We start from the raw sequence: 26486 nt of genomic DNA on the forward strand, positions 1-26486 counted from the left end.
TGGCTCAACTGCTTCCGCCGCCTAGTGGTCGACTACGAGCACCTGCCCGAAAGCCACGCCGCCTGGATTCTCTGGGCCAACATCACGCTCTGCCTAAATCGAATCACCTAATTCCCCAACACGCTCTTAGATACTCAGGGTCAAAAAAGAAACCTTTTTCTCGTAGTCAGCTATTGGGACAAACTTCATAGTATCAATGAGGGACCTTTTCGCTGTCTGATCAATCACAGCCATCAGCATCAACTTTTGGCATGTGCCTGTCAACGATTTAAGCGCGCCAATATCAGTAGCCACGTCGGCGATGAAATTGCTATTGATGTATTTGTGCGTTTGTGCTTTGATCTCTACAGCCGTGGGCGTGGTACCCCCCTAACTGACTATTAAGGACCCAATCGAGACGCCCCCCGTACCCGAACATATGGGCCACTTCTCGCCGGAAGTCATACTGTGTACTGTGGAACACATCCAGATAGACGGGAAAGTCGATCTGAATCCAGTATTCCCAGCCACCCTCGATGTCGAGGATTGGGCTTAGGAACCTAGTCTTCATCCGCTTCTCGATATCTGTAGCAAGGGCGTCTACGTGGTATTGCTGCATGGCGTACCGGCTAGCGGGTAGCCTTGAATCGAGCCAAGTCTTCCTCCCCTGGCGCCCATACTACCAGCGCGTAGTAGGACACGTAGAAGTTCTCCTGAGTGGCCCAGTCTTGTGCTGAGGCTTCCTCAACGACGGAGTAACAAGCGCTTACATAAGTCGTGGTCTGCCCTGAGCCGTCTGCATTTGGAACTGGCGTCTTGGTCGATTCGAACTGAGCACCGGTCTGGACGGAACCTGAACCGATAATATTATTTAGGACGGTGGTCACCACATCCAGGGCATCGGTTGCCACCTTTTGCTTATCGCCGTCAAATGCGGATTGCAGCAGCAGTTGTGCGCCTTCCGTGTATTCGTTAGCGATAGGGTCCGTCGAATAGACCATATCGAACTGCACAACCCGAACGTCGGCCACCACGGCATTGGGCAGTGCCACCCCCACCCATGTTCGTCTGAAAATCATTGAACAGCGTGGCAGACATCTGCGCAGACAGCGCGTCCATTTTTGCAACGAGGTCAGAGCTGCTCTGTACTTGCTTCTGTATTTGGGTATTGGAATGGTGTCCCATTTAGGAAAGTTGTTGACAAAATGAGTTAAGGATATGTGTCCTACATTCTCTGAATTAGCGTGCACGCAGAATTTTTTGAGTAGCAGAATTACAGCAGTAAATATTCCTTACTAAATCAAAAGTAAAAAGGAAATTAATGCAATTATTGTGACTATTAATATCACAATCGTATGTATAATTATTGATTGTATATGTGATATTTTAAATTATAATAGTTCAATTATATCATTGCCCATCTATTTCATGTTATTAGGGGTAAGTGAATTATTTTCAGTGCCTTACACCAATATAACCGGGCGTGTGTAACAAAAGGTCGATTGCCCTGCCTAGCCTGCACGGGGGAAGCAGATAGCTTCACTACCGCATTCTGCCCCTGCCCGATGAATCAGTTATTTGCCGCCGGTGTCGAGTTGGACCTCGATGAGCAGACGTTTATCCTGCCCAACTTCGTGGTGTCGGGTTTAGTGGGCCCGACTAAGGTGCTCAGCGACACTACGCCCAAGGCCAGCCTGCCGGCCACCAGCAAGAACCACCACGCCCTCAGCCAGGCGGCCTACGGACAGCAGCATCCAGCGGCTGCCCTACTGTTCCCTGCCCGACGTGACGCTCTAGGCCGACGGCGTGGACATCATGCCCCGCGCCTGGCTGCTGCTCAAAGGCTTCGACGGCCGCTATCAGGTGCAGCTGGTGGCCGGCAACAAGCGGCTGGTGGAAGCCCTGGGCGAGAAGACGCAGCGCGACCTGGACTTCGCCCGCTTCGACCATACCTGGACGCTCGCCAACGTGGAGCCCCCAACATGCCCCCTGAGCGTCAATATCACTATTTCACCATCTCACTACTTTACCTCCACGTCCGCGCGCCGCGACTCCGGCGTCACCTTCAGCTCGGTGATTTTGCCATCCTTCACGGTACATTCCACGGTGGTCTGGTAGGGCGCGTGGAGCTTGAAATGCACGTCCCAGGCGCGGGGCCAGGCCGGCAGCAGGTAGATTTTCCGGTCGTCGGTTTGCAGCAGCATTTCCTGCAGCCCGATCATGCCCGCGCCGCCCCAGTTGTGGTCGGGCGCCCAGTCGTAGCCGGGGCCCCAGAAGGCGGGAAAGCGGCGGCCCGAGTCCTGCAGCTTCTGCACCGTGAGGGCGGCGGCCTCGTCGGTCAGCCCCAGGCGGGCGGCGAAGATGTTGTGCTGCTTCCAGCCGATGTGGGTGCGGAATTTCTGCACGTCCGGGTCGTAGCGGTAGGTATTCTGCGCCACATCCAGATCGGGCCGGCCGATGCCGTACAGGCCCCAGGGAAACACCGGGTAGAGCTGCGGGCTTTCCACGTTGTTAACCCGCTCCCAGCTTTTGGCCGGCGCCAGCATCCTATGCCCGTCGATTTCGCGGAAGCTGATATTGGGGATGCGGCCGAGCATGGCCGTCCACGTCTTGCGCTGTTCCGCCGAGCCCATCTGCGGCGGCAAGGCCAGCAGGCGCGTGAGCACCGTGCGCAGGCCGCTGATGGTGGCGGTGGAGTTGTAGGCCATCTTGTAGGTCTCGGCTCCCGAACCGGGGTAGAGCACGAGGTGGCCTTCGCCGTCGAGGGCTTTGGCGCCGCGCTGCCGGGCCAGCTGCTGGTAGTGCTGGTCGAAGAAGGTCAGGCAGCTTTCGATGAAGGGCAAATACGGCCGCACGTCCTGGCCGCTGTACTGCCCGGCGTCGAGCATCATCAGGCAGAATTCCAGCACCGTGTCCCACTCGTATTCCAGCCAGGCGTTGTACTCCAGGCCGGGGTCAAAGCTGGGCGGCCGCTTCCAGCCGTACTCGGCGGGGTTGGGCAGGCCGAAGTTTTCGAGCTGTTCGGTAAAGCAGGCGCCGGGGTGCTGCCAGTACATCTGGCTGCGCAGTTCGGCGTTTTTGAGTAGGCGCAGGTAAAAATCGAACTGCGGCTTGAGTAGGGCCGCGTCGCCGCTTTTGAGCAGCGGCCAGTACACGAGGCGCTGGTTCTGGGCCGTGTGCGTGCCGCCGCCCCAGTTACGGAAGTCCGGGGTGAACTTCAGCGTGGAGTCGGTCAGGGCGGGGTCGTAGGTAAACAGGCCGCCGTTGAACTTGGTGGGCCACTGGCCCAGGCCATTGCAGCCGAGCATATAGCGCATCAGCTGATAATTGCGGCCGGCCTGCCACTCGGGGGCGTTTTCAGCGGCTCGGTCCGGCTGTACGTGGATGAAGCTGCGCTGCCAGAAGCTGCGCCACCAGGCCAGCGTCTGCTGCCGGGCGGCTTTGGGGTTTTGCCGGGCGGCTTGCTGGGTTTGCTGCAGCTCCCGCTGCCACTGCGCCAGGCTGGGCGCGTAGCTGGTGTGCAGGGCCAGCGTAAAGGCGTGGCTGCGGGCGGCGCTGCGGCTTTTCAGGGCATAGGCACGGTAGGGCGTGCGTTGGTATTGGCCCTCGGAGGTGCCGGCCGGCTGCATGTTCTCGCCGGTCAGCGCCCCGCCGAAGATGAGGTTCTGCAGCGGGTTGTACAGCTGCGCCTTCACGGCTTCGAGGCCCTGCTGGCGCACCGCCACGTCGAAGACGGTTGCGGGGCGGTTCTGGTGCACGAACTCCACCGCGCCGTTGCGGAAGCTGATGCTGTCGTGGCGCGTTCTGACCTCACCCTGTGGAGCCCACTTGTAGGAGTTCTGGTTGTTTTCCTTGCCCTTCGGCAGGCGGTCCTGGAAGCGCCAGCTTTCGTAGCGGGCCTCGGCCGTGAGCTTCTGGTTGCTGCTCACTTCCACGTGCACTACGGGGCGGAACACGTCGACCCAGATGTGCACCTGCGCTTGCAGGCCGCCTTGCGCGGCGGTCAGCGTCACGTCGCCCTGCCGTAGGTTCAGCGTCTGGGTGAAGGAGCCTTTTTCAAACGGATTCGGCGAGAGACGCAGGCGCACGCGGCCGAGCTTGAGCAGGGAGTTGTTTTCGTCGAAGGTGCCGCTGCGGGCGGCGTAGAAGAGCACATCGCCGTTTTCAGACCACACGTTCAGGCCCACGTCGCCGCCGCCGCAGGGCATGGACTCGGCGCTGTTGCGGCTCGGGCTGGTCCAGGTGATGTTGTTGGTGGCCAGTTCGGGGCTTTGGGCGGCAGCCGGGAGGCTGGCTAGTAGGAGCAGGCCGGCCCAGGCGAGGCGCCTCACCCTCCGGCCCCCTCTCCGAAAAAGGAGAGGGGGAGCCGGACGACAAGGGGGCTGTTCTACAGGCGACGACGTTTGATAGCACGTCCTTCCTTCCGGAGGGAGGGGCACGGAATGAGGCGCTTGGTTCATTGCGCCCAGTCATCGGTGCGGAACGAGGACACCGGCAGGCCCTCGGTGCTGTAGAGCGTGGCGCGGGTGAAGTCCTGAAAGGCGTAGCGCACGGCCACCGGCTGCTTGACTTGCTCGGCCGTCACCTTGATGACGCTGCCGTCGATGCTGGCTTTGGCGGGAAACCATTTCTGGTCGGCCCCGGCCACTTCAAAGCCCGTCAGCGCCTCGCCGAAGGAGGTCATGCCGTTGGGTGCGTCCTTAAACTTCACCACCGCGGTGCCCTCCTTTACTTCCATCGATTCATACGCCGGGCTCACCGCCCCGAAGCCCTTGCGGCCGTAGATTTTCTGCAGGGCCAGCAGCGCCAGCCGCTGCCCGCCGGGCTCCTTGCGCATGGGGTGGATGCTGGCTTCCTCGCCCACGTCGAGCAGCACGGCCATGGCGGCGTTAGGAATCTGCGTTTCGGCCTTGCGCTGAGCGTCGCGGATAAAGGCCGAGTTGAACTTGCCGCCCTTGTTATAAGGCGGCAGCTGGGCGTAATTGTAGGGCGCAATCTGGGCGTAGTAGAACGGAAATTCGCCCTGGCCCCACTCCGCGCGCCACTGCTTCACCAGCGCCGCCAGCCGGGCCGGGTACTCGTCCGGGTGCTCGTAGTTCGACTCGCCCTGGTACCACAGGGCCCCGCGGATGCCGTAGCCCGCTACCGGGTGCAGCATGCCGTTGTAGAGCGTGGTGGGCGTGCGGTTAACCACCTTGATGGAGTCGGTTTTGGGTGGAATCGTCACGCCCGCAAACTGCCGCAAGGTTTCCTCGCTCATCCACGCCTCGATGGTGGAGCCGCCGTAGCTGCAGTTAATCAGCCCAACGGGTACGTGCAACTGCTCCTGCAACAGCCGACCGAAGTAGTAGGCCGTGGCGCTGAAATTGGCCACCGCCTCCGGCTCGGCCAGCTTCCAGGCAAAGGGCTTGCTGTTGTCCTTGGGCGCGGTGCGCGAGTTGCGCGGCACGTTGTAGAGGCGGATGTTGGGGTTCGTGGAGTGCAGAATGGCCTCGTTGGAGCCCAGAATCGGCTGGCCCTTGAAGCCCTTCATCGGCATCTCCATGTTCGACTGCCCCCCGCAGAGCCACACCTCGCCCACCAGTACGTTATTCAGCGTCAAGGGCTTGTCGTCGCCGCTGAAGTTGAGCGTGTAAGGCCCGCCCGCGGCCGGCGTCTTCACCCGCAGCTTCCAGCGGCCCTTGTCGTCGGCCTGGGCTTGGTACTTCTGCTTGGCCCACGACGGGGATACGGTGATTTTAGCACCTGGCTTGGCCCAGCCCCAGACAGCGCACTCGGCCTGCTGCTGGAAAATCATGTTGTCGGTGAAGAGGGAGGGCAGGCGCAGCTCGGCCCGCAGCAGGAGCGGGGCCAGGAGCAGGGCGGCGGAAAGCAGGAGGGGCTTGGTGTTCATGCGGAGAATGAAGCTAAAGCTAGCTCCCCTCCTCAGATGAGGAGGGGTTGGGGTGGTTGATGAGCTAGAGCTAGAAAGAGCTGGAATTAGAAGTTGTCCAAACGTCATTCAACCACCCCTAACCCCTCCTCATCTGAGGAGGGGAGCTAGTCCTAGTCTAACTTTAGAAACTACCGGCTCACCGGAATCCACACTTCCATGTCGGCGTGGCCGCGGTTGCCCCAGGCGTAGTAGGGCACCAGCGTCAGCGGCACAGCGGTGGGCTTGCGGGCCGATACCGGGCGGTAGAGCTGCCCCTGCCACTGCGGCTCGGCGGCCAGCTCGCCCTTGCCGGTCAGGCTCATCAGCTGGCTGCCGGCTATGGTCAGCGGCTTGGGCGTGAGCTTGATGCCGGCCGGGATGGTGAGGGCCGACAGCGGCTGGCCGGCCGGAAAGTCCTTGGTTTCGAGGCAGTACACGATGGGGCCGCGCTTGACGGCCACTTGGTTGCGGGTTTCCTCCACCAGCGGATTGGCTTCGACGAGCTGCGCGGGCATGGGCAGGGCCAGTTCTACCTTGTCGCCGCTTTTCCACGGGCGGTTGATTTCCGCGTACGTGCCGGGCGTCAGTGCCACCGCCTGGGCTTTGCCGTTCACGAGCACCTTGGCGCCCGCGGCCCAGGCCGGCACGCGCAGAAACAGGGAAAACGCGGCGGCCGGGGCTTCCTGCACCGTGAGCTGCACGGCGCCGTCCCAGGGGTAGTTGGTGGTTTGCTTGAGCTTGAGCGCGGCGCCGCTCTTGAGCTTGGTGGTTAGGTCGTTGGCGCCGTAGAGGTTCAGCCACAGGCCCCGGTCCGACACGCTGTAGGCGTAATTACCGACTTCGGCCACGGTGCGCACCACGTTGGGCGGGCAGCAGTTGGAGAGGCTGATGTAGTCGACGCGGTCCTTCGACCAGCGCTGCTGGAAGGGCAGCGCGTCGGAGTAGGCCAGGGGGTTGGTGTAGAGAAACTTCTTGCCGTCGAGGCTGATACCGCTGAGCACGCTGTTGTAGAGGGCCGTTTCCAGCACGTCGGCGTACCTGGCCTCGCCGGTGAGCTGCAGCATGCGCCAGTTCCAGAGCACGTTGCCGATGTTGGCGCAGGTTTCGCCGTGGGCCGTGTGGTTAGGCAGCTGGTAGTCGCGCCCGTAGGCCTGGTGGATTTTCTGCACCGTGTCGGGCTTGTAAGCCGTGCCGTCGGGCGAGACGCCGTCGTACAGGGCTCCGCAGGCCCCGGTCACGTACATCTTGCGCGAGGTCACGTCGTCCCACATCTTGTTGAGCGTGGTGAGCAGGGTCGCGTCGCCGGTTTCGGCGTACACGTCGGCCACCCCGGCGAAGAGGTAGTTGGCGCGCACGGCGTGGCCGCCGGCTTTCTGCATCTGCCGGAACGGCAGGCGGTCCTGGTTGTCGTCGGTGCCGATGTCGCCGGCCAGCCCGCGGATGTTGATCAGCTGCTGGGCCAGCTCCAGGTAGCGCGCATCCTGGGTGGTGCGGTACATTTCCACCACGCCCATGTAGTGCGAGGGGCAAATGGCGTTGCGCGCCAGCTCGGGCGAGGAGCGTTGGTAGAAGTTGTAGAGGTAGTCGGTGGCCTTTTTCGCCAGGTCCAGCATCGTGGTCTTGCCCGTGGCGCGGTAGTGCACGCAGGCGGCCGTCATCAGGTGGCCCAGGTTGTAGCTCTCGAAGTTCAGCCGGTCCTGAAACGCGGTGCTCTTGCCCGTGTTCATAGCCGCAATGGTGGCCTGGGTGTTCAGGTAGCCGTCGGGCCGCTGGCACTTGGCAATGACTTGGATGGCCTCGTCCATCATCTGGTCCAGCTTGGGGTCCTTGGTCACCGCGTAGGTCGCCGCCACCGATTCGAACAACTTGTAAAAGTCGCCGTCGTGGAAGGGCGGGCCCTTATGCTCGCCTTTCTGCAGGCCGGCCGCTATTTCGAAGTTGCGGAAGCTATGGTTGCGCACCGGGTCGTGGTAGAGCGCCCACATGGTCGGAATCATGGACTCGCGGCACACGCGGAACCGCTCCCCCCAGAAGCCCTGGGGCTGCCACTGCACGCTGCTCAAATCCACGCCGCTGAGCTTGGCGTGCTTGCTGGCGCTGGTATTGACGAGGCCCTTGTCCTGGGCGGGCGCCGGGCGGGCGGCCACGGCCAAGCCGGTGAGCAGGGCGGCGGTGAGGAGTTTATGGGTGGGGAAATTCATGATAGGAGAGGGCAAAATGGCCGTCATGTCGAGCTTGTCGAGGCATCTCGCGGGCTGATGCCGGATAGCAACCTGTTCGTTCAACAAGAGAATTGCTACCTGGCGAGATTGGCTTACGCCTTCCTTCGGTTCCTCGACTTTGCTCGGAATGACGTTCGGTTATCTGGTCGGATTTGGTGCTGATTCCGTGGCTGTGCTGATGAGCACCGGCCCGAGCAAGCCGGCGGGCAGCAGCGGCTTGGTGGCGGCTGGCGCGGGCGCCGTGGTCAGCGAGGTGCGGCGCTGCTCGGCCGGGAGGGCCGCGTCGCCGATGAGGCGGTTGGCCCAGGTGTTGGTCACCCGGATGCGCAGCTGATTGTCGCCCTTGCGCACGGCGTCGGTGATGTCGAGGCGGTAAGGTGCGGTCCAGGCCGTGCCGACGGACTGGCCATTCAACTCCACTTCGGCTAGGTTGTTTACCTGCCCGAGTTCGATATACACGCGCTGGTCGGACTTCTTTTTCGCTTTCCAACGGAAAGCCTTCGTGTAGTCGGCCGTGCCGGAGTAGTGGCGGATGCTTGCGTCGGCGTGTTGGCTCCAGTCACTTAGCTGCGCAAATGCCACGGGCTGGGCCGGGCCGCCGGCTTTGACATCGAACTGCACCTGCCAGGGACCGTTAAGCGTTTGCGCGGGCGTAGTCATCAGCCAGTTCTGGCCGTTGTGCGCACTGAGTTGCGAGGTCGGCTGGCGGAAGACGACAAATATCGACCCGCTCGGCTCCAGGCGCAGCGGCAAGCGGGTGCGGCCGTGTTCCTGCTGCCAGTCCAGCGCCGGGCGGGTTTCGCCCGTTACCGCGTCCCATAGCTCCGGCTGCCGACCAGCCACGCGCAACGACAGGTCGATGGTCTGCAAGGAGTCAAGCTGATTGGACACGAAGTAAATGTCGAACTGCTCGGCCGTGCGGTGCGTCCAGGCAATGCCGCGGGCGCGCTGGCCGCCCGGGTAGCTGGCCGTCACGTCGCGGGTCAGGCCCAGCGGCTCGAAGGACTCGGCGGTGTAGGGGCCGCGCAGCAGGCGGCCATTCTGGCGGTTTGCCTCACCCTCCGGTGGAGAGGCGGAGCCAGACACAGCAGAAGCCTGGGCGTCGGTGGTGGCGGTTTTCAGGCTGGCCGTCAGCTGCTGCACCTGCTGATCAGCCTGGGGGAAGTTGCGCAGTTCGGGCGAGCGGCTCGGCTGCCGGTCGAGCAGGACGGTGGCGCCGGCCTGCACCAGCTCCCGCAGCTTCTGCGCCACGGCGGGCGTCATGGAGGTGCTGTCGGGCCAGAGCGTGGTAGCGCCGGGCACTACGAGCAGGCCGTAGCTGGCGCCGCCGGGCAGCTCGATGCGGCCATTGCGGACCCGGGCCAGACGCAGCAGCGCATCGGGGTTGAAGGAATCGTAGGCGTAGCCGCGGAGTGGGTCCACCAGCATGGCGGCGGTGAAGCTGCCGGCCGTGGCCAATACTTTCTCAGGCATTTCGCGCATGGGCACGCCGGCGTTGGCCAGGCGCTTCCTTTCGCTTTCGACCTTCTGCGGGCCGACGATGCCGGGCAAGGTGGTCGTGAGGCGCTCGGGCAGCACGGCGCGGCGCGGGGTTTCCTCGCCGTTGAACACGGCCACGTCCACCACCGGGCGGCCCAGCTGCAAGAGCGCCTGGCAGCGGCGGGCGTAGTCGACCCAGGCGCGGCCGGGCCGCCACCAGGTCTGGTCGCGCTGGAAGTAGAGGCCCACGCCGTTGAGCGTCATACCTGGTTTTTTATCTAGCCAGGGGTTGTGGGCGAAGACGTGGTACACCAGGCGGTTGACGCCCAGCGCGTAGTTGCGGTCCTGCACCGATTTTAGCATGGCCGGGTGCTCGTCCCAGGCCATTTTCAGCTCGGTGAAGGACTCGGCCTGCACCACGTTCTTGCCGTAGATATGCGCGCCGGAAATGGCGTCGAGCATGTCGTTGGGCTTGTCGTGGGTGGGGCTGCGCAGCCAGAACTCTCCCATGGGCGCGTCCACGTGCTGGTAGTGCAGCAGCCCGTCGCTGACCATGGTGGGGGCAATGGCTTCGGCCGAGAAGCTCACGCCTTTGGCCTTGGCTTCGGCGGCCAGCGTCACGTAGAATTTGTCGGCCACCAGCTCGGCAATGGTCTGGCGCACGTCGAAGAGCACGCGCTCCGATACCTCGGCGCTTTGCAGGGGCACGCCGGCCAGCACCGGCAGGTAGGGCAGCAAATCGTAGCCGCGGCGCTGCCGGAACTCGGCGGCGAAGTTCTGGGACCAGTTCTGAGAGCCGCACTCCCAGCTGTCGACGTGCAGGGTCCGGAGCACGCGGCCGGCCAGCTCGGGGCCGCCCTGGCGCAGCGCTTCGCCAAACCAGCTGTCGAACTGCAGCTTCACGGCCTCAGGGTTGAATTTATCGCACTCCAAACCCAGGCCGCCGCCGCCGGTGTAGTTGGTGTAGCCGGTAGCGGTGTGGCCCACGCGCAGGATGGTCCAGCGCCCGGCCGGAGCGGTCCAGCTCAGACGGCCATCGGCCCCAAGCTTGTCGGTGAGGTTGAGGATCTTGCCCAGCGGCACGCACAGGGAATCGGGCAGCTCCCGGGCGGTGCTGCGCGGGCTCACGCGCCAGACTTCGCCGTTTTTGCCCTCAAACTGGTTGATGCGCGCCTCCGCCGACAGCCGGATTTCCGACACTTTCAGCGAGGGTTTCCACTTGGCAGCGTCCAGATCTTCGCCGCCCGGCTCGGAGCCGGCGGGGTCGTAGCGGAAGCGGAAAAAGCGGGCGGTGGTGGTCGGCAGCGCGTGCGTGACGGCGCTGCTGTCCTGCCAGCCGCTACGCGGCGGCGTCAGGCGCGTAACCGGCCGGAAGGTCTTACCGTCCTGGCTGGCTTCCACGATGAGGCGGTTGGCCTGGTAGTTATAACCGCTGGAGCGGATGCGCAGCGAGCGGGCCGTGAAGGGCTTGTCGAAAGCATACTGAATCCAGCCCGGCTCGGTGAGTTTGAAACCCTGCTTGTTGCCGGCCGTGGTCAGCAGCTCGGGCTTGCTCTCGGCGGCGCTGCTGGTCACCGTGGGCTTGGTCGTATAAGTCGAGACCCCGCCGCCGGCGGGCGTGGGGTAGGCGTACACGGCAATGTCGCGGTAGTAGCCCTTCACGGCCGCCGGCTGGGGCAGCTGAATGGCCTGCCGGCGCCCGCCCGTCAGCCGCGTTTCACTGAACACCACCTTCTGCATGGCCAGCTCGGGCGTAATCCAGGGCCCGCCGGCCAGGGCGAATCCGTCGCTCACGTGCATGGCCAGCTTCAGGCCCAGGCGGTCGGCTTCCGTCATGGCGTGGCGCACCATCTGCCACCAGCGCGGCGAGAGCTGCTCGGCCGGCGGCGTGACCAGCGGCTTGTCGCCCGCGCCGCGGATGGGCATCAGGTAGGCCCCGCCGATGCCGGCCTGCCGCATGGCTTCCAGATCGGCCGTGAGGCCCTCGGGCGTGACGGCCGCGTTCATCCAGTACCAAAATACCCAGGGCTTGGCCGCCTCGGGTGGGTTTAGGAAGGCGGCCGGCAGCTCCGCCGCGGAGGTCGGCGCCGACTGCGCCCAGGCCGAACCTGCCGGCAGCCAGCTCAGGGCGGGCAGCGCTAGGGTGAGCAGGGACAGGGAAAGAGTGTGCCGGTGCAGCATGAGGAAAGTGGTTGGGCGGAGCGGCCGGTTTGTGGAGCCGCAACCTTCTTGTCGTCAGAACGAAATCGGCTGACGGGACTTTAAAGCAAAATCGTGTTGGTGGCCCTGGTGGCGCCGACGAAGAGACGCCAGGTTGCGGCGGCCCCACAGTTGACGTGCTAAACCAGCTTGTGGCGGATGCGGTAGCCGTACTGGCCGAAAAGCAGAATGACCAGGTAGCACACCAGCGGAATGAGGTAGCCAATCTGAATATTGTCGCCGCGCATGTCGATGAGCGTGCCCATGAGGTAGGGAATAATGGCCCCGCCCACGATGGACATCACCAGCCAGGACGAGCCGGGCTTGGTGTCGTCGCCCAGGCCGGCAATGCCCAGCGCGAAAATGGTGGGGAACATAATGCTCATAAAGAAGCCCAGGGCGCCCAGGGCGTAGATGACGTAGGCCCCGTCGCCGAACACGGCCACCGCGCACAAGGCCATGGCAATGACCGCGTAAATCGACAGCAGCCGTTGCGAGGCCACGTACTTGAGCAGGGCCGTGCCCACGAAGCGCCCGATCATGAACAGCAGCCCGTACATGGCCAGGTAGTAGCCGGCGGTTTTCTCGTCGACGCCGGCGCCCTGCTTGGCCATGCGGATAAAGAAGCTGGTGACGCAGACCTGGGCCCCGACGTAGAAAAACTGCGCTACCACGGCCCAGGTCAGGTGCCGGTGCCGGAGCACGGCGAAGAAGCCGCCGCCCTGCGAGGGCTCGGCTTCGGCTGCTTTCACTTCGGGCAGCTTGCTGAAAAAGAAGAGCACCGCCACCGCCACCAGCACGCCGCCCAGCACCAGGTAGGGCAGTTTCACGGCGGCGGCTTCGTGGTTGAGGTAGGCAATGCGCTCGGCCGCGGGCATGGCCGCCAGCTGGGCCTTGCTGTACTCCGTGCCCGACAAAATCATGTTGGCCCCGACGATGGGCGCCACAAACACGGCCAGGCCGTTGAACGAGGCGGCCAGGTTCAGGCGGCTGGTGCTGCTTTCGGGCGGGCCGAGCACGGCAGCGTAGGGGTTGGCGGCGGTTTCGAGCGTGGTCAGCCCGCAGCCGATGATGAACAGCGCGGTCAGGAACAAACCGTAGGAGCGGGCATCAGCGGCGGGCACGAACAGGAACGCCCCTCCCGCAAAAGCCAGCAAACCCAGGATAATAGTGGTCTTGTAGCCCAGGCGCTGCAGCAGCATACCCGCCGGCATGGCCATCAGGAAGTAGGCCAGAAACACGGCCGTGTCCACCAGCGTCGACTGCCGGTTGTTGAGCTGGCAGGCCTTCTGCAGGTGCGGAATCAGGATGGAATCCAGGCTGTGCGCCATGCCCCAGAGGAAAAACACGCCCACCACCAGAATGAACGGGAGCAGGTAGGCGCGGGCGCTGGCGGGGGAGCCAGCGGCAACCGGCGGCGGGGTGGGAGCAGGGGCAAGGGCCATGGGGCGGAGCGGGTTGGGTGGGAGGTTCGGGTTGGATTTTGGGTTGGCGGGCTGTCGTCAGGCCCTGGTCAGGCTGTTAGCGGCGGCAGGCCGTCACGACGAGCTTGTCGAGACACGTCGCGTGTTTAGCCGGATAATAATTTCTATCCGACATCCGCACGCGAGCTGGCTCGCCAAGCTCGTCGTGACGGGCAATTAAGCGCTTTGCGGCCGCAGCTTGACCACCAGCAGATGGTCGCAGGCCAGCACGACTTCGCCGTGCTCGTTGAAGATTTCCACGTGCTCGGTCACCTGCCCGTAGCCTGGCTTTTTGCCCGCGGTTTTCTCCGAAATCGTGACTTCCGAGCGGATGGTGTTGCCGATGAACACGGGCTTGATGAAGCGGAGCCGGTCGTAGCCCTTGGAAAAGGCCTCCGGGTTGATTTCCGAGGCCGTCAGCCCAATACCGATGCTGAACACCATGGTGCCGTGGGCAATGCGCTGGCCGAAGGGCTGGGTTTTGCACCACTCCGCGTCGAGGTGGTGGGGAAAAAAGTCGCCCGTGTGCCCGGCATGGACCACGAAGTCGGTTTCGGTGAGCGTGCGGCCCAGCGTCACGCGCTTGTCGCCGAGGGTGTAGTCTTCGAAAAAGGTGGATTTGAAGTACATAGCAGGTTGAGCCTGGCCCCGGCCACCTTTCCCGAGAAGAGGCGAAGCCAATCAGCCGCAGTGAGTTCAGTTGCTCATCGACTTCGGCTGCCGACTGGTTCGTCGCTGTGGAGTGGTGTTCGGGGCTTAATGGGGTGGTTAAGGTGCGCGGTTAAAGCGTGGCAAGTGTCCTGTTCTCTACCGCTTTTCGAGAGTAGTGGCGGCAGCGGCGCCCGCAGCGCCGGGTGCCCCGTCACTAGCCGCGTACGCCGCTTCCACTACGGCCATGGTTTTGATGACGTCCTCCACGCTGGTGGGCAATACATCGATTTCGCCGTTTTTGAACTGCATCAAACTGCCCATGGTGCCCATGAAGGCGTCGGGGAACCATGAGCCTTCCAGCTCCACCGTGTGCCAGCTCGGGGCTTCGCCCTCGCGCACCAGGCAGTACTCAAACTTGTCGGGCACGCCGTGGGGGTAGTCCATGAGCAGGCCCATGCGGGCTTTGATGGCGCCTTTGGTGCCTTCCCACTTGATAAAGCTTTCCTGGTTGTGCGGCCCGAAGGAGTGGTCGTGGTTGGTGTTGATGACCGCGTGCAGGGTGTCGCCGTAGTCGAAGAGGATGGTGGAACGCGAGGAAGACAGCGCCTTGGCCGGGTGCTTGAGCGTCTTGGCCATCACGCGCTGCGGCTCGCCCAGGAAGGAGCGAATCAGGTCGATGTAGTGGATGCTGTGGTACTGGATTTCCAGGCGCGGGTGCACCATCACGTGCGGAAACAGCTCCCAGGGCGTTTCCAGCGTCACGCGCACTTCCAGATCGTACAGCTCGCCGATCAGGCCCTGGGCCAGCATGTGGCGGGCGGCGGCCACGTAGGGGGCGAACCGCAGCTGGCAGTTGATGGCGGCCACCAGGTGTTTGCGCCGGCAGACCTCCAGGATTTGCTGGCTTTGCCAGAAATAGTCGCCCATGGGCTTCTGAATCAGTACGGCCGCCCCGTCGGGTAGCTGCTCCAGCGTTGCCACGAACTGCTCGGGCATGATGGTCACGTCGTAGACCGCGTCGGCGGGGGCGTACGCCACGGCCTCGGCCACCGAATCGTAGACGTGCGGAATGCCCCACTCCGCGGCCAGCTTTTCGGCCCGGGCGCGGGTGCGGTTGGTGATGCCCACGACTTCAAAGCCCGCCTTGCGGTAGGCCGGCAAATGGGCGTCGCCCACGATGCCGCCCGCGCCAACGATGACGATGGGCAGCGGCCGGGCGGGCCGCTGGGGCTGGTAGGGAATTGGGGTACCGGCTATGCTAAACATGGTCGGGAGTGGTGTTTAGAGCGTTGATTTTGGCTTGCGCAGCGGCCAGCAGCTCGGCTACCGGCTCTTCGGTGTTGAGGGCCTGCAGCACCACTTCGTCGATGACGGCGGCCAGCTGGGCCCAGTTGGCCTTGGCCGGTAGGGTTTCGGCCTGTTCGTGCAGCGCGGCCAGCTTGTGGTAGTAGGGCACCTGGGCGTTGATGTCGGCGTCGTGCCAGGTCGAGAGGCGGCAGCCGATGCCGCCTTCCAGCGTGAGTTGCTTGTCGTTTTCGGCGCTGGTGGCGAAGCGGATAAAGTCATAGGCTACGTCCTGGTGCCGGCTGCCCGCGGCTATGGCGTACAGCCAATACACGTTCAGCGAGGCGGAGCGGCCCGTTGCACTTTCGCCGCGCGGCACGGCGGTAATGTCGACTTTGCCGCGCACCGGGCAGGCCGCGTCCACCTCGCACACGGCCGCGAAGCCAAACCAGTTGATCATCAGCGCGGCCTCGCCGCGGGCAAAGGCCTGCCCGGCCTGCACCGACTCGTACTGCATGGACTGCGGGTGAATGGCCGCTTGGTCGCGCAGCAGCTGGCGGTAAAAGCTCAGGCCTTCCCGCGCCGCTGCGGAGTCAATCTGCACCCGCCCCTGCTCATCCAGCAACTGGCCGCCGCGGGTCCAGAGCTGCAGGCAAAAGTCGAAGACGGTGTTGTGCCCGTCGGGGTAGCCGGCAGCCACGAAGCCGTACAAGTTCTGCGCCGGGCGGTGGAAAAAGCGGGCCACTTGCTGCAGCTCCGTCCAGGTAGTGGGCGGCTGCAAGGGGCGGCCGTGCTGCTGCTGAAAGGCGGCTTGCTCCTGCGGATTGTCGAAGAGGTCTTTGCGGTAAATCAGGCACTCCGGCCCGTCGTGGAAGGGCAGGCCCAGGGTGGTGGCGCCATAGCCCTGCATGCCCAGCAACGAGGGACTCCAACCCTGCGGAAAGTCGGCCGGCGGGTTGTGCTCGATGAGCGGCGTGAGGTCCAGCAAAGCGCCGGCGGCCTGGGCTTCGGGCAGCCAGTCGGTGTTGATGTGGGCCAGGTCCCAGGCACCGGTTTCCAAGCCCTTGTCGGTGAGCAGGCTCTGGTGCAGCGGGTGCAGGTCCAGGGCCACGAACTCGGCCGGCAGCGTGCAGCCGGAGTGCGCGCAGTAAGCCGTCCAGAGCTTCTGCATGTGGGCTTCGAAGGGCGCGAACTTGCGCACGGCCATGCGGAACGGGGTCGGCTCAGTCATGCTGCGCGATGTTGCTGGTCATGAATTCCTGCTGCAGGCGGGCGTTGTCCTGGCCCAGCTGGGGCGAGCCGACAGCCGAGGTCAGCAGCTCCCCGTCGAGGCGGATGGGGCAGCGGGTGGTCTGGTATGCATAGCCGTCGGTCATCTGCACGGTCTGCGTCATGTCCAGGCCGCGGAAACCCTCGTGCTGCAGCAGCTCGTCCCAGCGCAGCACGCCAGCGCACCAGATATCGGCGGGCTCCAGCACGGCCAGCCAGGCTTCCGTCGTGTTGGTGCGCAGGTGCTGAGCCAGCGTGGCCTTGATGTCGTCGCGCTGCTCGAAGGCCTGCTTCGGGTCGGGATACGCCAGTAGGGCCGGGCAGCCGAGCAGCTCACCCAGCTTGGGGATGGAGCCCATGGCCAGGGCCAGGTAGCCGTTCTGCGTCTGGTAGATGCCGTAGGGCGCGCCGAGGTAGGCGTGGGCGCTGTTGTGGCGGGTGCGCTGGGGCAGTTGGCCGCCGTCGTTGAAGTGCGTGGTCAGCGTCTCGAACTGAAAGTCAATGGCCGATTCGAGCATGCTCACCTGCACCAAACCTCCCTCGCCGCGCAAACTGCGGCGCACCAGGCAGGCCAGCAGCCCCTGCGCCAGGTGCGCCCCGGCCAGCATATCCACGATGGAGAGGCCCATGGGCACCGGGCCGCTGTTCGCGTTGCCGCTCAGCCAAGTCAGGCCCGAAACGGACTGCAGGAGCAAATCCTGGCCGGGCTTGTCGCGCCAGGGGCCGTCGGGGCCGTAGCCGGAAATTTCGCCGTAGACCACGCTGGGGTTCTGGGCCCGCACGCTCGCGTAGTCGAAACCCAGGCGCTCCATCACGCCGGGGCGGTAGTTGTGCATCACCACGTCGGCGCGGCGCACCAGCTCCCAGACCTGGGCGCGGTCGGCTTCGCTCTTGAGGTCGGCGGCAAAGCTTTCCTTGTTGCGGTTGATGGCGTGAAACACCGACGACTCCCCGTTCATGATGACGTTGGAGGTGTAGAGGTGCCGGCAGATGTCGCCGGTTTCGGGCCGCTCAATCTTGATGACCCGCGCCCCGAAATCGGCCAGGCGCAGGGCCGCCGAGGGGCCGGAGAGGAACTGGCTGAAATCAACCACTAAGTAGTCTTCGAGCGGCTTCATGGGAAGTAGAAAGTGGAACGTCATGTCCAGCGCAGTCGGGACATCTCGCGGGCTTCGTTGCGCCGCACGGGCCCCCTCGGGGGCCGGCCCCTCTCCGAAAAGGGAAATGCGCCTCAGGCATTTCTTCGGGGAAGCCAGACGATGTAGGCTTGGGGCGCTGGATTTTGACGCGGCGTTCCTGGTCAGTTGCTGATGGTGGTTCGTAGGTTGAATTCCGCGTCTAGGGCGGCGGTGTGCTGGCCGGGGCGCGGGGCGGCCTGGGGCGCGTACAGCTTCTGGCCGTCGATGCGGATGGGGCAGCGGGTGGTGGCCAGCTGCTGGCCGTCAGGTAGCTGCACGCGCTGCTGCATGCCCAGGGCCTGGAAACCGGGGCTGCTGGTGGCCTGCTGGTAGTCGAGCACCTGAGCGCACCAGATGCCCAGCGGCTCCAGCGTGGTCAACCAATGCTGGGTCGGCTTTTCGCGCAGGGCGGCGGTAAGTTTTTCGGCAATGGCGTCGCGGAACTCAAACCACGACGCGGGCTCGGGATACGCCTCCAGGATGCCGCAGCCCAAGGTTTCATCAAGCTGGGGCAGGTTGCCCATGGCCAGGGCCAGGTAGCCGTCCTGGGTGGGGTAGAGGCCGTAGGGCGCGCTCAGGTAAGGGTGGGCGGTGCCGCGCACGGCCCCGCGCTGGGGCAGCTGCCCGCCGTCGTTGAAGTGGGTGGTCAGCAGCTCAAACTGCATGTCGAGCACCGATTCCAGCAGGCTGGCTTCCACCAGCACACTTTGGCCCGTCTTGCCGCGCTTCAACAGGCCGGCCAGCAGCCCCTGGGCGAAGTGCGAGCCGCAGATGATGTCGGCCACCGCAATGCCGAAGGGGGTGGGGCCGTCCTGGGCGGTGCCGCTCAGCCAGGTCAGCCCCGACATGGATTGCACCAGCAAATCCTGCCCCGGCTTGGTGGCCCAGGGGCCCGTCGGGCCGTAGCCCGTCACCACGCCGTATACGATGCGCGGGTTCAGGGCGCGCACGGCGTCGTAGTCCAGCCCGATTTTCTCCATGATGCCCGGCCGGAAGTTGTGGGTCATCACGTCGGCCCGGGCCAGCAGCTGCTTCACGCGGGCCAGGTCCTCGGGGTTTTTCAGGTCGGCCGCGTAGGATTCCTTGTGGCGGTTGATGGTGTGAAACACCAGGCTGGAGCCGTCGATAAACAGGTTCTTGATGGCAATCTGCCGGCCTGCCTCGCCCGCGCCCGGCCGCTCGATCTTGATGACGCGCGCGCCGAGGTCGGCCAGGCGCAGTCCCGCCGAGGGCGCGGCCAAAAACTGGCTGAACTCGATGACTAGCAGACCTTCCAGGGGAAGTGACATAGAAGTTTATTCGGGGTTCTTTGGGTTGTCCTGTCGAGCTTATCGAGGCATCTCGCGGGCTGACGTCCGAGAGTATTGTTCCGATGCCGCGTTTACTATCTCGCATCAGCCCGCGAGATGTCTCGGCTTCGCTCGACAGGACGGGCTGCTTTTTTTGTTCAGGCGAAGCGGTAGAGCTGCTTCGACTGCGCTCCGCATGACGTTCTTATTTGCTCGTTCAGTTAGCGTTGCGCAGCAGCGGCGGTCGGTGCTTCGGCCGCCTGCATCTGCCGCGACTCGCGGTAGAGCTGGTTTAGCTCCTGCAGCAAGGCCCGCTCGTCGCCGCCGTGCTTGAGGTACTGGCGTACCGGCTCGCCGGCGTGGTCCTGGAAGAACATGTGGCCGTGGTAGCGGGGGCGCAGGAAAGCGCGCTGCAGCGTGGGCAGGGTGGCGCGGAAATAGTCGTGGCTCTGCTCGTTGGGGTGCGCGGCCTGCCAGGCGGCGAGGTGGCCGGGCTGGCCGCCGTTGTCGAAGTACAGGGTTTGCTGGCAGGCGGGCGAGGCCACAAACGCGGCGTACTGAACTGCTACTTCCACGTGCTGGCACTTGGCGGAAATAGCCAGGCCGGTGCCGCCGAGGGTGCTGCGCATGGGCGTGCCGCCGGGCTGCAAGGCCACTAAGTCGTGGAAGTGCAGCAGCTGGCGGGCGTAGCCGCGGCGGGCGTAGTTTGAGTAGCCGTAGGCGAAGGGGCAGTAAGCCAGCGAGTCGGTCTGGGTCATAGCCTCGTACACCTGAATGGGGTTGCGCTGGAAGCAGGCCGGATCGACCTTGCTGGCCAGCTCCCGGAACAGCTGCAGGGCCTGCACGCCCACGGCTTCGCTCACCACCTCGTCCTCGCGCTGGCAGGGGTCTTCGCCCAGCGAGCAGCAGAACATGTAGAAGCTCATCAGCGTGTCGATGGGAATCAGTGCGAAGGCCACCAGGCCGCGGTCGGCCAGCCGGAGCAGCTCCTCGAAGGTCTGCGGCACCTGCAGGCCGTGCCGGGCCAGCAGATCGGGGCGGCTGGCGGCTACGGGCGTGGCCGCGTCGATGGGCAGGGCCCACTGGTGCCCGCTGAAGGAGTAGCTTTCGTAGGAGTGGCCCACGGTGTTCTGCTGCTGATCGGCCAGGAAGGCGGCGGGCAGGTGCTGGTCGAGGGGCAGAATGGAGCCGGTGCGGGCGGCAAAGCCGGCCCAGGGGTGGTCGATGACCAGCAGATCAAACCGCTCGGCCAGCTGCTGAATGGACTCATCGGCAAACTGCTGCAGGCTGCGCTTTTCCCAGCTGATGCTCACGTTCGGGTGCAGCTCCGAAAAGCGCTGCGCGGTGGCGGCCATGGGCACGAAGCCGCGGCTGTGGTTCCAGGTAATGCCTTTCAGGTGAATGTGTTCGGCGGACATGTTGGAGCGGTGCGCCTCACCCCCCGGCCCCCTCTCCTCAACAGTCGAGGGGGAGCCAGGCGCAGGATTTAGCGGCTTTGATGAAATGAATTTTAGGAACCTAGCGCAGGGAGCCGGTTGCTCCGGCGGGCGGCGGAGTAGTCTGCCGGGCCGTCGGGGTGGGAAACTGGATGCGGCGGGCCAGCTCGCCGGGCTTTTTCTTGCCATCCACCGGCAGCAGGTAGAAGCTGTAGCGGTAGGGCTTAGCCGGCAGTTGGTACTGCGGAATCGGGGCAGCCTGGTCGTCCCAGCTGGTGTTGCCGCCCACGCCCATCTGGGCCAGGTCGAGGTTCAGGCTGATAAAGCCGGCGTCCTTGAGGCGGTTGGTATGGCGGGCGGTCTGAATGTTCTGCTCGGTGAAGGGCAGGGCCGTCATGCTCAGCAAGGAATCGGCCACTACCAGCAGGCCCTTGCCCTGCTTATCGGCCAGCTGCAGCCAGCGGATGTCGGTGCGGGTGCCGAATTCCTGGGGCACCACGTAGGAGTCGGCCGCGCCGGGCAGCGCGTGGCTGTAGATGCCGGCGTCGATGCCGTAGCGGCGGTCCACGTAGTTTTCCCAGGGGCCACGGCCGTAGTAGCTGAGCTGATCGTAGCTGCGCTTGATGCCGCCTTGCAGACCTACGCGCGGAACATTCGGCAGGTCGGTGGCGGGCGTGAGGGCATAGTCGACTTTCAGCACCCCGGCCCCGTTCACGGTGTACGTCACGCGCACTTTGGTCGTGGCGTCGATAAGCGAGTAGGTGCTGGTCAGCGAAGCCAGGCCGGCGGTGGATTTGTCCAGGGTCAGGCTTTCGAGCTTGGGCTGGGCCTCAAACCAGGGCTTGAGCTTCTTGGGGGCCTTCCAGCCGCGCCGGTCGTTGTCGGTGAGCGGGCGGGTGAAGTGGGGCAGCAGCGGGGCAGCCAGCTGCTCGGCGCCGTTCTGCTGGTAGCTCGTCAGCGCGCCGGTGGTTTTGTCGATGCTGACCGCGAAGCCCTTGCCGCTGATGATGTAGGCCTTGGCCTCGTCGCGCACGGCCACGGCGGGGAAGCTTTTGGCGGGTTTTGCAGGTTGAGCCAGGCCGGTCAGGGGCAGCTGGTTGGCGGCTACTTCGTGGCCCTTCGGCGCCCACAGGGTAGCTTCCGGCAAGGTGAACGAAACCGTAGCCAAATACTCCGCGCCGGCTTTCAGCTTCGGCAGGTAGGGCTGCAGGCTGATGACGGTGTCGTGCTGGGCGGCCAGGCGCAGGCGGGGCAGCGGCTTGGTGGCCACCACGCGGCCGTCTTCGCGCAACGTCAGGGTCAGCACATAGTCGGCAGCCGACTTGGCGGCGTGGCGGTTCTGCACCTTTACCAGCGCTTTGCTAGCGTCTGCCAGCGTAGTTTCCAGCGGCTGGTTCACGCGCTTGCACTCGTAGAGGGCGGGTTTCGGATTGCCCTCCGAGTCGGCTATGCCTTTGATGGTGAAGTCGTCGTAGTACTTCTCCTGGAAGTCGCCGCCGTAGGCGTAGTAGGCGGTGCCCACGGAGTCGCGCTTGAGCAGGCCCTGGTCGCGGTACTCCCAGATGCAGCCGCCGATGACGCGCTTGGTGCTGCGCCAGGCGTCCCAGAACTCCTTGATGTTGCCGGTGGCGTTGCCCATGGAGTGGGCGTACTCGCAGAAGAAAATGGGCCGGTTGTCGCCGTTCGGTTGATTCGCCAGCAGCTCGGCGGTGAAGATGCCCGGGTACATGCGGCTGACCATGTCCACGTAGGGCTGGTCGCGCGGCACTTGGATGCGGTAGGCGTGGTTTTTCGGGTAGCCGGGGTCCGAGGGGCTGATGTAGCCGGGCAGGCGCGGGTCGCCCTGGGCGGGCTCGTAGTGCAGCGGGCGGGTGATGTCGAAGTCGCGCAGCCAGGCAGCCATGGCGGCGTGGTTGGGCCCGCGGCCCGACTCGTTGCCGAGGCTCCAGAACACCACCGAGGGGTGGTTTTTGTCGCGCAGCACCATGCGCTGGCTGCGCTCCTGGTAGGCGGTGGTCCAGGCCGGGTCGTTGCTGAGCTTGGCCCCGAGGCCGTGGGTTTCCAGGTTGGCCTCGTCCATCACCAGGATGCCGTACTCGTCGCAGAGGTCGTAGAAGTATGGGTCGTTGGGATAGTGCGAGGTGCGGATGCAGTTGAAATTGAACTGCTTGAGCGTCATCAAGTCCTTGCGGATGTCCTCGCGCGAGACGGCCATACCCTTGGTCGGGTGGTGGTCGTGGCGGTTCACGCCGTAGAGGTACGTGAGCTTGCCGTTGATCAGCAGCTTGCCCGAGTCCTTATCAAATTCAATGGCGCGGAAGCCCACCTTGCAGCTCTTGCTTTCCAGCACCGCGCCCGACTTATCGGTCAAGGTCAAGACCAGCGTGTACAGGTTGGGCGTCTCGTCGCTCCACTTCAGCGGGTTCTGAATTTTGGTTTCCAGCAGGCCGAACTTGGCGTTGTCCAGGCGCGGGTAGGGCTCGTTGATGATGCTTTCGGCTGTGCGCTGCAGGGGCTGGGCCAGCACCGGCTTGCCGGCTTGGTCGTAGAGCTGGGCTTTGACCTCGTAGCCTTTCAGGTCGTTGTCGCCGGTGAAGTTTTCCAGGCGCGGGCGGATGCTGAGCACCGCGTCCTGGTACTGCTTGTCGAGCTTGGCCTGCCAGTGGAAGTCGGCCAGGCGCATCTTGGGCTCGGCCAGCAGCAGCACCTCGCGGTAGATGCCCGAGAGGCGCCAGTGGTCCTGGTCTTCCAGGTAGCTGCCATCCGACCAGCGCATGACCTGCACCGACACGGTATTCTCACCCGCTTGCAGGTAGGGCGTCACGTTGAATTCCGAGGGCAGGCAGCTGTCCTCGGCGTAGCCCAGAAACTTGCCGTTGACCCACACCTTAAACGCCGAGCTGACCCCGCCGAAGTGCAGGGTCACGTTCATCCCTTTCCAATCCGCCGGCACCGAGAAGCTGCGCTGGTAGCTGCCCACGCCGTTGTAGTCCTGGGGCACGAAGGGCGGATCGACGGGGCGGAAAGGGTACTTGGCCGATTTGTATATGGGCAGGTCGTATCCGTTCATCTCCCAGTTCGAGGGCACGGTGAGCTGCTTCCAGCCCTTCACGCGGCCCTGGTGGAAGTCTTTGGGCGCGTCACTCGGTTTCTGGGCGAAGCTGAAGTCCCAGCTGCCGTTCAGCGAAATCAGCCGGCCGGATTTCTCGCGGTTGCCTTCCAGCGCGGCGGCTTCCGAGGCGAAGGAGTAGGCCGTGGCCCGGGCCGGGTCGCGGTTCAGCTCGGTAATCTGCGGAATCTGCCAGCCGTCGGCTTCCGGGCCGGCGTACACCCGCGGCGGGTGCGACACGCCGGGGAAGAAGTACACGCTGGCTTCCTGGGCCTGAGTGGCCAAGGGCAGTAGCAGCGTGGCGGCCAGCAACAGCTGCCGCCCCCGACCGCCGCGCGAGGAGCGGGGTACTACCAGGGATGGGCGAAGGGGAAGCTGCGGATGGCGGGGCTGAGTCATGCGGTACTGGGGTTACTTAGTTGCCCGCGGTGCCGGCGGCTGCGGCGCCTTTGGCGGCGGTGGAAGAAGCTTCGCTTTTGAGCAGCAACGAGGCGGGCTGCAGCCCGTCGGCCACGGCCTGCACCACGATGGTGCCGGGCTGCTCGGTGGTTTGCACAATGGCCAGGCACATGCCGTTGTAGGCCCTGCGCTCCGTGGCCTTGAAAGGCTCCAGGCTGGCCTGGTAGCCGTTGTCGACGCCGGCCACGAGGCCGGGCCCGCTCAGGCCGAAGCGGATCTGGTGGGCGGCGTCGGGCACTAGGTTGCCCTGGGCATCGAGCACGCGTACGGTCACGAAGGACAGGTCTTTGCCATCGGCGCCGAGGGTGCTGCGGTCGGCCGTCAGCTCAATCCTGGTTGCCGGGCCGGCCGTGCGGATGGTGCGCGTGAGTACGGCTTGCCCGCCGCGGCGCGACACGGCCTGCAGGGTGCCCGGCTCGTACTTCACCCGCCACGCTACGTGCAGCTCGTCGCCCTGCTTTTTCTTTACGCCCAAGGACTTGCCGTTGAGTAGCAGCTCCACTTCCTCGGCCTGGCTGTAGTAGGCCCACACGTCCACCATCTGGCCCGGGCGCCAGTTCCAGTGCGGCAGCACGTGCAGCACCGGCTGGTTGGTCCACTCGCTCTGGTAGAGGTAGTAGGCGTCCTTGGGGAAGCCGGCGAGGTCGACGAGGCCGAAGTAAGAGCTGCGCGCCGGCCAGGGGTAGGGCAGCGGCTCGCCCAGGTAATCAAAGCCCGACCACACGAACAGGCCCGCGATGTGCGGGTTCTGCTTGACGCCCCGCCAGGCGCTTTCGTGCGTGGCGCCCCAGTAGGGTCGGGCGTTGTCGTAGGACGAGGCCGTGAAGTCGCGGTTGCCCGTCGTGAGCTTGGTTTTGCCGTCCAGGGGCCACACGCGCACGCTGTCGGCGGGCATATCGTAGTGGCCGCGGGTTTCGAAGGCGGCGGCAGTTTCGGTGGCCAGAAATACCTGCCCGGGGAAGCTCTTGGGCAGCAGCGGGTAGCCCTCGTGCTTGTAGTTGAAGCTCAGAATGTCGAGCACGCCGGCCTGGCTGATGTAGTTCTTGTCCGGCTCCTGTTCTGTCAGGGCGGAGGTAACGGGACGTGTGGAATCCAGGCGCTTCACCGTGGCCGTGAGTTCCTTGGTCAGGCGCACGCCGGTGCTGTCGAACTGCTCCCGGATTTCGTTTCCGATGCTCCAGGCGATGATGCTGGGGTGGTTTCGGTCGCGGCGCACCATGTCCTGCAGGTCGCGGCGGTGCCACTGCTTGAAGTCCTTGTGGTAGTCTTGGCCGTTTTTCTTTTTCTGCCACTGGTCGAAAGCCTCGTCCATCACCAGAAAGCCCATCCGGTCGCAGAGGTCCAGCAACTCGGGCGCGGGCGGGTTATGCGCCATGCGAATGGCGTTGCAGCCCATCCTGCGCAGGATTTCCAGCTGCCGCTCCATGGCGCGCACGTTCACGGCGGCGCCCAACGCGCCCAGGTCGTGGTGCTGGTTCACGCCCAGGATGCGCAGCGGCGCGCCGTTGAGCGAGAAGCCGCTCTGGGCATTGAACTCGAAAAAGCGGATGCCCAGCGGGGTTTCGTACTCGTCCACCAGCGTCTTGCCGTCGAACACGCGCGTCTGCACCCGGTACAGGGTGGGGCGGTACAGCGACCAGAGCTGCGGCTTCTTAAGCTGCAGCGTCTGGGTCACCACGCCCGAGTCGGCCAGCGTGACGTTGTCGGAGCTGTGCCGGGCCACGGTTTTGCCCTTGGCGTCGACGACGGCCGTTTCCACGTGCACGCGCCGCCGCCCGCCGCTGGCGCTGCGCAGGGTGGTTTCGACGGCCACGGTAGCGGCCTCGCGGCTGACCTGCGGCGTGGTCACGAAGGTGCCCCACTGGTCCACGGCTACCGCGTTGGTGGTCAGCAGGCGCACGTTGCGGTAAATGCCCGAGCCCGAGTACCAGCGCGAGTTGGGCTGGGCCGAGTTGTCGACGCGCACGGCCAGCACGTTGGTGCCCCCGGTGCGGCGCAGGTGCGGGGTCAGGTCGTAGCGAAACGACACGTAGCCGTTGGGCCGCCGACCCAGCAGCTGCCCGTTCAGCCACACCTCGCTGTTGCGGTACACCCCGTCGAACTCGATGTACACGCGCTGGCCGGCCGTGGCGGGCAGCACGAAGGTTTTGCGGTACCAGCCTACGCCGGTGGGCAGGCCGCCGCCCTCGGGCTTGGCCGGGTTTTTCTCGTCGAACCTGCCCTCGATGCTCCAGTCGTGGGGCAGGGTGAGCGGGCGCCAGCTGGCGTCGTTGAAACCCGAGTCCTTGGCCCGGGCGTCGTCGCCGAGGTAAAACTTCCAGTCTTTATTGAAGTCCTCCACCCGCCGCGTTTGCGGGGGCGCGGCCACCACGTGGCCGGGGAAGCTTAGCGACAACAGCAGGAGGGCAAAAAGCCGGAGCATGGCGGGTGAAATAGTCAAGGCAGTTGGCAGGTTGGGGTTAGGGCGTCATGCGTCGGGGCCGCCGCGCCTGATGCAGCGGTTGGCGGTTCCGGGGGCGCTCGACGCCCTAATTTCACGGTTGATTGCGCATTGA

At 64.6% G+C, this 26486-nt stretch carries 15 protein-coding genes; 1 reads left to right on the forward strand and 14 read right to left on the reverse strand.

Annotation, left to right across the window (positions count from 1 at the left end; all coding sequences use genetic code 11):
* Positions 1 to 608: 608 nt before the first annotated feature.
* Positions 609 to 1058, reverse strand: coding sequence for a hypothetical protein (locus tag B0919_RS16885; protein ID WP_078013462.1), 450 nt, complete (start codon positions 1056 to 1058; stop codon positions 609 to 611).
* A 727-nt stretch (positions 1059 to 1785) separates the two neighbouring features.
* On the opposite strand from B0919_RS16885, the gene B0919_RS16890 reads away from it, so the two are divergent.
* On the forward strand, positions 1786 to 2097 hold the full coding sequence (locus B0919_RS16890) for a hypothetical protein (protein ID WP_078013463.1): 312 nt from the start codon (positions 1786 to 1788) through the stop codon (positions 2095 to 2097).
* Here the strand turns inward: B0919_RS16890 and B0919_RS16895 are convergent.
* The 13 genes from B0919_RS16895 to galB form a co-directional block, all read right to left on the reverse strand.
* Positions 2001 to 4310, reverse strand: a complete 2310-nt coding sequence (locus B0919_RS16895) for a DUF5703 domain-containing protein (protein ID WP_078013464.1) — start codon at positions 4308 to 4310, stop codon at positions 2001 to 2003. The two genes, B0919_RS16890 and B0919_RS16895, sit on opposite strands and share 97 nt — an antisense overlap.
* 125 nt (positions 4311 to 4435) lie before the next feature.
* Complete coding sequence (locus B0919_RS16900) at positions 4436 to 5872, reverse strand: sialate O-acetylesterase (RefSeq protein ID WP_078013465.1); 1437 nt, start codon at positions 5870 to 5872, stop codon at positions 4436 to 4438.
* 170 nt (positions 5873 to 6042) lie between these two features.
* Complete coding sequence (locus B0919_RS16905; protein ID WP_078013466.1) at positions 6043 to 8094, reverse strand: glycoside hydrolase family 127 protein; 2052 nt, start codon at positions 8092 to 8094, stop codon at positions 6043 to 6045.
* Between the two features lie 159 nt (positions 8095 to 8253).
* Positions 8254 to 11775, reverse strand: a complete 3522-nt coding sequence (locus B0919_RS16910) for a glycosyl hydrolase (RefSeq protein ID WP_078013467.1) — start codon at positions 11773 to 11775, stop codon at positions 8254 to 8256.
* Positions 11776 to 11933: 158 nt separating this feature from the next.
* Positions 11934 to 13238 carry an L-fucose:H+ symporter permease gene (gene fucP / locus B0919_RS16915; protein WP_078013468.1) on the reverse strand — a complete coding sequence of 435 codons (1305 nt, stop codon included), beginning with the start codon at positions 13236 to 13238 and terminating at the stop codon, positions 11934 to 11936.
* Between the two features lie 195 nt (positions 13239 to 13433).
* A complete protein-coding gene (locus B0919_RS16920; protein ID WP_078013469.1) occupies positions 13434 to 13886 on the reverse strand; it encodes a MaoC family dehydratase in 453 nt (150 codons plus the stop codon).
* Positions 13887 to 14063: 177 nt separating this feature from the next.
* The gene (locus B0919_RS16925; RefSeq protein ID WP_078013470.1) at positions 14064 to 15173 is read right to left on the reverse strand and encodes a Gfo/Idh/MocA family protein; all 1110 of its coding nucleotides are present in this window, start codon (positions 15171 to 15173) and stop codon (positions 14064 to 14066) included.
* Positions 15166 to 16422, reverse strand: coding sequence for an ABC transporter substrate-binding protein (locus B0919_RS16930; protein WP_078013471.1), 1257 nt, complete (start codon positions 16420 to 16422; stop codon positions 15166 to 15168). The genes B0919_RS16925 and B0919_RS16930 overlap by 8 nt, the downstream gene beginning before the upstream one ends.
* On the reverse strand, positions 16415 to 17578 hold the full coding sequence (locus B0919_RS16935) for a CaiB/BaiF CoA transferase family protein (RefSeq protein ID WP_078013472.1): 1164 nt from the start codon (positions 17576 to 17578) through the stop codon (positions 16415 to 16417). Before B0919_RS16935 ends, B0919_RS16930 begins: the two co-directional genes overlap by 8 nt.
* 182 nt (positions 17579 to 17760) lie before the next feature.
* Complete coding sequence (locus B0919_RS16940) at positions 17761 to 18927, reverse strand: CaiB/BaiF CoA transferase family protein (protein WP_078013473.1); 1167 nt, start codon at positions 18925 to 18927, stop codon at positions 17761 to 17763.
* A 221-nt stretch (positions 18928 to 19148) separates the two neighbouring features.
* Positions 19149 to 20345 carry an ABC transporter substrate-binding protein gene (locus B0919_RS16945; RefSeq protein ID WP_078013474.1) on the reverse strand — a complete coding sequence of 399 codons (1197 nt, stop codon included), beginning with the start codon at positions 20343 to 20345 and terminating at the stop codon, positions 19149 to 19151.
* Positions 20346 to 20445: 100 nt separating this feature from the next.
* On the reverse strand, positions 20446 to 23871 hold the full coding sequence (locus B0919_RS16950; protein WP_078013475.1) for a glycoside hydrolase family 2 TIM barrel-domain containing protein: 3426 nt from the start codon (positions 23869 to 23871) through the stop codon (positions 20446 to 20448).
* A gap of 16 nt (positions 23872 to 23887) precedes the next feature.
* Entirely contained in the window at positions 23888 to 26353 is a 2466-nt protein-coding gene (gene galB / locus B0919_RS16955; RefSeq protein WP_078013476.1) for a beta-galactosidase GalB, read from the reverse strand.
* Between the last annotated feature and the right edge of the window lie 133 nt (positions 26354 to 26486).

The organism is Hymenobacter sp. CRA2 (assembly GCF_002007105.1).
Lineage (GTDB): Bacteria > Bacteroidota > Bacteroidia > Cytophagales > Hymenobacteraceae > Solirubrum.

What these genes read in the sequence shown, in the direction of transcription:
- B0919_RS16885 (WP_078013462.1), bottom strand. Translation starts at nt 1,058, where the DNA reads ATGATTTTCAGACGAACATGGGTGGGGGTGGCACTGCCCAATGCCGTG.
- B0919_RS16900 (WP_078013465.1), bottom strand. Translation starts at nt 5,872, where the DNA reads ATGAACACCAAGCCCCTCCTGCTTTCCGCCGCCCTGCTCCTGGCCCCG.
- B0919_RS16905 (WP_078013466.1), bottom strand. Translation starts at nt 8,094, where the DNA reads ATGAATTTCCCCACCCATAAACTCCTCACCGCCGCCCTGCTCACCGGC.
- B0919_RS16910 (WP_078013467.1), bottom strand. Translation starts at nt 11,775, where the DNA reads ATGCTGCACCGGCACACTCTTTCCCTGTCCCTGCTCACCCTAGCGCTG.
- fucP (WP_078013468.1), bottom strand. Translation starts at nt 13,238, where the DNA reads ATGGCCCTTGCCCCTGCTCCCACCCCGCCGCCGGTTGCCGCTGGCTCC.
- B0919_RS16920 (WP_078013469.1), bottom strand. Translation starts at nt 13,886, where the DNA reads ATGTACTTCAAATCCACCTTTTTCGAAGACTACACCCTCGGCGACAAG.
- B0919_RS16925 (WP_078013470.1), bottom strand. Translation starts at nt 15,173, where the DNA reads ATGTTTAGCATAGCCGGTACCCCAATTCCCTACCAGCCCCAGCGGCCC.
- B0919_RS16930 (WP_078013471.1), bottom strand. Translation starts at nt 16,422, where the DNA reads ATGACTGAGCCGACCCCGTTCCGCATGGCCGTGCGCAAGTTCGCGCCC.
- B0919_RS16935 (WP_078013472.1), bottom strand. Translation starts at nt 17,578, where the DNA reads ATGAAGCCGCTCGAAGACTACTTAGTGGTTGATTTCAGCCAGTTCCTC.
- B0919_RS16940 (WP_078013473.1), bottom strand. Translation starts at nt 18,927, where the DNA reads ATGTCACTTCCCCTGGAAGGTCTGCTAGTCATCGAGTTCAGCCAGTTT.
- B0919_RS16945 (WP_078013474.1), bottom strand. Translation starts at nt 20,345, where the DNA reads ATGTCCGCCGAACACATTCACCTGAAAGGCATTACCTGGAACCACAGC.
- B0919_RS16950 (WP_078013475.1), bottom strand. Translation starts at nt 23,871, where the DNA reads ATGACTCAGCCCCGCCATCCGCAGCTTCCCCTTCGCCCATCCCTGGTA.
- galB (WP_078013476.1), bottom strand. Translation starts at nt 26,353, where the DNA reads ATGCTCCGGCTTTTTGCCCTCCTGCTGTTGTCGCTAAGCTTCCCCGGC.